The sequence below is a fragment of the Streptomyces sp. YS-3 genome (genome assembly GCF_045257485.1).
Taxonomy (GTDB): Bacteria; Actinomycetota; Actinomycetes; order Streptomycetales; family Streptomycetaceae; genus Streptomyces.
Genome location: NZ_JBJHPC010000463.1, coordinates 1 through 5,715, shown reverse-complemented (window position 1 = coordinate 5,715; position 5,715 = coordinate 1). Strand labels below are relative to the sequence as shown.

General features: G+C 73.0%; 7 protein-coding genes. 1 reads left to right on the top strand and 6 read right to left on the bottom strand.

The features are described from left to right. Nucleotides 1-173: 173 nt before the first annotated feature. From ACJA3G_RS28245 to ACJA3G_RS28235, 3 genes are read right to left on the bottom strand one after another with little or no spacing between them, the layout of a single operon-like run. Nucleotides 174-1,127 carry an NAD kinase gene (locus tag ACJA3G_RS28245; RefSeq protein ID WP_406555867.1) on the bottom strand — a complete coding sequence of 318 codons (954 nt, stop codon included), beginning with the start codon at nt 1,125-1,127 and terminating at the stop codon, nt 174-176. A gap of 5 nt (nt 1,128-1,132) precedes the next feature. Beyond that, nucleotides 1,133-1,948, bottom strand: a complete 816-nt coding sequence (locus ACJA3G_RS28240; RefSeq protein ID WP_406555865.1) for a TlyA family RNA methyltransferase — start codon at nt 1,946-1,948, stop codon at nt 1,133-1,135. Between the two features lie 7 nt (nt 1,949-1,955). After that, a complete protein-coding gene (locus ACJA3G_RS28235) occupies nt 1,956-2,234 on the bottom strand; it encodes a hypothetical protein (RefSeq protein WP_406555864.1) in 279 nt (92 codons plus the stop codon). 42 nt (nt 2,235-2,276) lie between these two features. Here ACJA3G_RS28235 and ACJA3G_RS28230 point away from each other — a divergent pair, with 42 nt between their 5' ends. Continuing rightward, on the top strand, nt 2,277-2,624 hold the full coding sequence (locus ACJA3G_RS28230; RefSeq protein WP_406555863.1) for an SCP2 sterol-binding domain-containing protein: 348 nt from the start codon (nt 2,277-2,279) through the stop codon (nt 2,622-2,624). A gap of 10 nt (nt 2,625-2,634) precedes the next feature. Here the strand turns inward: ACJA3G_RS28230 and ACJA3G_RS28225 are convergent, their stop codons facing one another. Genes ACJA3G_RS28225 through ACJA3G_RS28215 form a run of 3 tightly spaced genes read right to left on the bottom strand, consistent with a single transcriptional unit; the run spans nt 2,635 to nt 5,581 of the window. Further along, a complete protein-coding gene (locus ACJA3G_RS28225) occupies nt 2,635-3,447 on the bottom strand; it encodes an ABC transporter ATP-binding protein (protein ID WP_406555862.1) in 813 nt (270 codons plus the stop codon). Between the two features lie 53 nt (nt 3,448-3,500). Further along, nucleotides 3,501-4,529 (bottom strand): FecCD family ABC transporter permease, encoded by a 1,029-nt coding sequence (locus ACJA3G_RS28220; protein ID WP_406555861.1) that lies wholly within the window; start codon nt 4,527-4,529, stop codon nt 3,501-3,503. Further along, nucleotides 4,526-5,581, bottom strand: a complete 1,056-nt coding sequence (locus ACJA3G_RS28215) for a FecCD family ABC transporter permease (protein WP_406555866.1) — start codon at nt 5,579-5,581, stop codon at nt 4,526-4,528. Before ACJA3G_RS28215 ends, ACJA3G_RS28220 begins: the two co-directional genes overlap by 4 nt. Nucleotides 5,582-5,715: the final 134 nt, after the last annotated feature.

The following is a 5,715-nucleotide window of genomic DNA, read 5'->3' as shown; positions in this document are numbered from 1 at the left end:
TCCCTGAACCCTCCGGGGTGGGGACTGGGTTTCCCAGGGGCTACGCCCCTGGACCCGGTTCCTGTCCGAGGCCCGGTGCCGCTTGCTCGCGCGGTTCCCCGCGCCCCCAAGTACCCAGGGGCGCGGGGAACCGCGCGACCAGCCACAGACGGCCCGCGGACGAAGACCGGGCATCAGTGCGGCGCGCCCCTCCACCCGCTCACCGGCAGCGCGAACTTCGCCACCAGCCGGTCCGTGAAGGACGCGTGGTGCAGCCGGGCCAGCCGGACCGGCACCGCCCCGCGCCGCACCTCCACCCGCGCCCCCGCCGGCAGCTCCACCGTCCGCCGCCCGTCACACCACAGCACCCCGTGCGGCGTATGCGGCTGCACCTCCACCGCCAGCACCGAAGTCGGCGACGTCACCAGCGGCTTGGCGAAGAGCGCGTGGGCGCTGATCGGGACCATCAGCAGCGCCTCGACCTCCGGCCACACCACCGGGCCGCCCGCCGAGAAGGCGTACGCCGTCGAACCGGTCGGCGTCGCGTACACGATCCCGTCGCAGCCGAACCCGGTCACCGGCCGTCCGTCGATCTCCAGGACGACCTCCAGCATCCGCTCCGGCGACACCTTCTGCACGGCCGCCTCGTTGAGCGCCCAGTCGGTGTGCACCACATCGCCGTTGCTGTGGACCACGACGTCGAGGGTCATCCGCTCCTCGACCTCGTAGGAGCGCGTGACCACCCGGTCCACGACCTTGTCCAGGTCGTCGCGCTCGGCCTCGGCGAGGAACCCGACCCGGCCGAGGTTGACGCCGAGCATCGGCACCCCCGACGCCCGCGCGAACTCCGCGCCGCGCAGCAGCGTCCCGTCCCCGCCGAGCACGATCAGCAGCTCGCACCCGTCGAGGCACTGCGGGGTCGCCTCCTTGACCGTCCGTACGGCCGGTGAGTCCGGCAGCGGGATGTCGACCGCCTCCGCCTCCAGGATCCGCACCCCGATGCCGCAGCGCAGCAGTCCCCGTACCACCAGCTCCGCGCTGCGGATGGCGGCGGGCCGCCCGGTGTGCGCGAGCAGGAACACCGTGCGCTCGGCCGCACCCCGCTCGCCCGTGCCGTTCCCCCCGCGCGTCTCCTCCGCGTTCCCCAACGAGCTCAACTAGGTCCCTCCGCCACTGCACGGTCCACATCAGCCGGATCCAGCGCGGGCGCACCGGCCCGCAGCCACAGAAAGTACTCGACATTGCCGGAGGGCCCGGGCAGCGGGCTGGCCGTGACCCCGAGCACACCGAGGCCCAGCTCGGCGGCCTGCCGGGCCACCGTACGCACGGTCTCGGCCCGCAGCTCGGGGCTGCGCACCACACCGCCGCTGCCCAGGCGGTCCTTGCCGATCTCGAACTGCGGCTTGACCATCAGCACCAGGTCGGCGCCGGGCGCGCAGCACCGCACCAGCGCGGGCAGCACCAGGCCCAGCGCGATGAAGGACAGATCCCCCACCACCAGGTCGACCGGTTCGCCGTCGATGGCGTCGAGCGTCAACTCCCGTACGTTCGTGCGGTCCTTCACGGTGACCCGGTCGTCACTCTGCAGGGACCAGGCGAGCTGTCCGTACCCGACGTCCACCGCGACCACGTGCCCGGCGCCCGAGCGCAGCAGCACATCGGTGAAGCCGCCGGTGGAGGCGCCCGCGTCCAGCGCCCGGCGCCCTTCGACCTTCAGCCCCAGGGGGACGAAGGCCGCCAGCGCGCCGGCCAGCTTGTGGCCGCCGCGCGAGACGTAGTCCGGGTCGCTGTCGTCCTCGGCGACGACGATCGCGGCGGCGGTCTCGACCTGGGTGGCGGACTTGGTGGCGACCGCCTTGCCGACCGTCACCCGCCCGGCGGCGATCAGCTGGGCGGCGTGCTCACGGGACCGGGCGAGCTTCCGGCGGACCAGCTCGGCGTCGAGGCGGCGGCGTGCCACTCCTGCCACGTTCGGTTCAGCTCCTGTTGTCGTACGTATGTGACGCGGGGGACGGGGCCGGCGGCCCCGGGCGGGCGTCCAGCGCGCTCAGCGTCTCGCGCAGCCCCCCGTGTACATCCTCGTACACCCCGATGTGTCCGTCCGTATCGAGGTGGGTGACGTCCGCCAGCCGCTCGACCAGCGCGTCCACCCCGGGGTCGCCGGTGGGTTCGCGGGGCACGTCCGGCAGTGCCGGGCCGGCGGGTCCGTCGGGCACGCCGGCCTCCGCCCCGGGCTCCGGCATCAAGTCGCTCATGGCACGACGCTACCGCGTGGGCCTGCGGTACGGTCGGTCACGATGGCGACGATCGAGGAGTGCCGCGCGGCACTCGACGCACTTTCCGGCACTCTGGCCGGCGCGAACGGTGACGTACGCGCCGCCGCCGCCCTCGACCGCTCACTGAGCTGCCACCTCACGGATCTGGACCGCACCTTCACCGGGCGCCTGCGGGAGGGCCGTATCGAGGTGGAGCGGACCCTTCAGGGGCCGCCGGCCGAGCGCGCCCAGATCCGTCTCGCCATGACGGGCGACGACCTGGTGGCGTTGGTCGCGGGCGAGCTGAACTTCGCGCGGGCGTGGACGTCGGGCCGGGTCCGGCTGGAGGCCGGGTTCCGCGACCTGCTCAGGCTGCGGACGCTGCTGTAGGGCGCACTCCTCAGGCCCCCGGGGAGACCACGGCCGCCTCCCGCTGCCGCGCCGCCGGCACCACCAGCGGCGTTCCGGTCTCCGGGTCGTCGATCACCTGGCAGCGCACCCCGAACACGTCCCGTACCAGCTCCGCCGTGACGATGCGCGACGGCGGGCCCTCGGCGACGATCTCGCCGTCGCGCATCGCGATCAGATGCGTGGCGTACCGGGCGGCCTGGTTCAGGTCGTGCAGCACCGCCACCAGCGTGCGCCCCTGGGACTCGTGCAGTTCGGCGCAGAGGTCCAGGACCTCGATCTGGTGCTGGATGTCCAGGAACGTGGTCGGCTCGTCCAGCAGCAGCAGCGGCGTCTGCTGGGCCAGCGCCATCGCGATCCACACCCGCTGGCGCTGTCCGCCCGACAGCTCGTCGACGTACCGCTCCCCCAGCTCGCCCACGCCGGTCGCGTCCATCGACTCCCGGACGATCCGCTCGTCCTCGGGCGACCACTGCCGCAGCAGCCCCTGGTGCGGGTAGCGGCCCCGCGCGACCAGGTCCGCGACCGTGATCCCGTCCGGCGCGATCGACGACTGGGGCAGCAGCCCCAGGGTCCTGGCGACCTTCTTCGCGGGCATCGCGTGGATGGTCTGCCCGTCGAGCAGCACCCGTCCCGCGCTCGGCTTCAGCATCCGCGACAGGGCACGCAGCAGCGTGGACTTGCCGCAGGCGTTGGGGCCGACGATGACGGTGAAGGAGTGGTCCGGTATCTCCACCGACAGATCCTCGGCGATCACCCGCTGGTCGTAGCCGAGGGTCACCGATTCGGCGCTGAGGCGCTGCATGTTCGTACTCCTGGAACGGGGATCCGTACGGGGGCGGGGGATGTGCGGGCCGCTCATATCCGGCCCGCCTTGCGTTCGGTGACCAGCAGCCACAGCAGATAGAGGCCGCCGACCACACCGGTGACCACACCCACCGGCAGCTTGCTCTCGCCGAACAGCCGCTGGGAGGCCCAGTCGGCGGTGACGAGGAGGGTCGCGCCCATACAGCCGGAGGCCAGGATGTTGGGCCCGGTGGCGCGGGTGAGGCGGCGGGCGAGCTGCGGCGCGGTCAGCGCCACGAAGGAGATGGGACCGGCCGCGGCGGTCGCGGCGGCGTTGAGGAGCACCGCGGCGAGCATCAGTACGGTACGGGTCCGCTGGACGGGCACGCCCAGCGCGTACGCCGCGTCGTCGCCCATCTCCAGCATCCGCAGCGGCCGTCCGTACGCGAGGATCACCGGCAGCAGCACCGCGAAGAGCGCGAGCAGCGGCCACACCTGCTCCCAGTCGCGTCCGTCGAGCGAGCCGGTGAGCCACACCATCGCGCGGGTGGCGTCGACCAGTTGGGCCTTGGTGAGCAGGTACTGGATGCAGGCGGTGAGCATCGCGGCGGCGCCGATGCCGACGAGCACCAGGCGGTAGCCGTGCACGCCCTTCTTCCAGGCGAGCAGATAGACCGCGACGCCGGTCGCGAGGCCACCGAGCAGGGCGCCGACGGCGACGTCGGTGGCGTCGCCCCCGAACCAGACGATGACGACGAGGGCGCCGACCGAGGACCCCTGGCCGAAGCCGATGATGTCCGGACTGCCCAGCGGGTTGCGGGAGATGGACTGGAAGACCGACCCCGAGATCCCGAGCGCGGCGCCCACCAGGAGCCCGACGAGGACCCGGGGCAGCCGCAGTTCGTTGACGATGAAGTCCTGCTGGGGGGTGCCGGAGCCGAAGAGCGTACGGACGACGTCGAGCGGCGCGATGTCGAAGTCGCCGCTGCCGACGAGGACCACGCCGGCCAAGAGGGCCGCGGCCAGCAGCGCCACGACGACGACCAGCGAGCGGGTGTCGGCCCGGAAGGAGTAACCCCCGGGGGTGCGTACGGCCTTCACAGCTGAGCCATCCTCTTGCGGCGGACGAGAAAGATGAACACGGGTCCGCCGATGAGCGCGGTGACGATGCCGACCTGGAGCTCGGAGGGCCGGGTGATGACCCGGCCGACCACGTCGGAGCCGAGCAGCAGCACGGGCGACAGGACGGCCGCGTACGGCAGGATCCAGCGCAGGTCGGGTCCGGTGATGGCCCGGACGATGTGCGGGACCATCAGGCCGATGAAGACGATCGGCCCGCAGGCGGCGGTGGCGGCCCCGCACAGCAGGGTGACGGTGATCATCGACAGGACGCGGGTACGGGTGAGGTGGGCGCCCAGCGCGCGGGCGGTGTCGTCGCCCAGGGCCATCGCGTTGAGCGGCCGGGCGATGAGCGCGGCGAGCACCAGACCGGCCGCCACGAACGGCGCGATTTCGATGACGGTGTCCGCGTTGGCGGAGGCCAGCGAGCCGACCGACCAGAACCGCAGCCGGTCGAGCGCGGCCGAGTCCATCAGCTGCACGGCGTTGATGTAGCCGTAGAGCGCGGCCGTGGCGGCCGTGCCCGCGAGCGCGAGGCGGACGGGGGTGGCGGCCCGGCTGCCGCCCAGGACGTAGACGAGCGCGGAGACGACCGCGGCGCCGGCGAAGGCGAACCAGACGTACCCGGTCAGGCTGGTGACGCCGAAGAAGCTGATCGCGGAGACCACGGCGGCCGAGGCGCCCGCGCTGACGCCGAGGATGCCGGGTTCGGCCAGCGGGTTGCGGGTGAGGGCCTGCATCACGGCGCCGGAGACGCCCAGCGCGGCCCCGACGAGCAGTCCGAGCAGGGTGCGGGGCACGCGGGTGTCATGGACGATGACGTCGTCGGCGGTGCCGGAGTAGTGGAACAGCCCGTGCCAGACGTCCGCGAGCGGGATCTGTTTGGCGCCGACCGCGATGCTCGCGAGGGCCACCAGGGCCAGGACCACCACGGCCGCGAGCAGTCCGGCGGCCCGCAGGGCGTGCCGCCGGGCGGCCGGGGCCGGGGGCGCGGCAGCGGTGTGCGCGCTCGGCTGAGAAGGGCTGTCTACCAACACGCAAGTTAGGTTAGCCTACCCTGCGAAGCGCCGGACAGGGCCCTTGATCATGCGCCTGGGCGCCGGTCGTAGGTGGGGCTCCGGGGCCGGAGCCCCACCTACGACCGGCGCCCAGGCGCATGATCAAGGGC

What these genes read in the sequence shown, in the direction of transcription:
- ACJA3G_RS28225 (WP_406555862.1), bottom strand. Translation starts at nt 3,447, where the DNA reads ATGCAGCGCCTCAGCGCCGAATCGGTGACCCTCGGCTACGACCAGCGG.
- ACJA3G_RS28235 (WP_406555864.1), bottom strand. Translation starts at nt 2,234, where the DNA reads ATGAGCGACTTGATGCCGGAGCCCGGGGCGGAGGCCGGCGTGCCCGAC.
- ACJA3G_RS28230 (WP_406555863.1), top strand. Translation starts at nt 2,277, where the DNA reads ATGGCGACGATCGAGGAGTGCCGCGCGGCACTCGACGCACTTTCCGGC.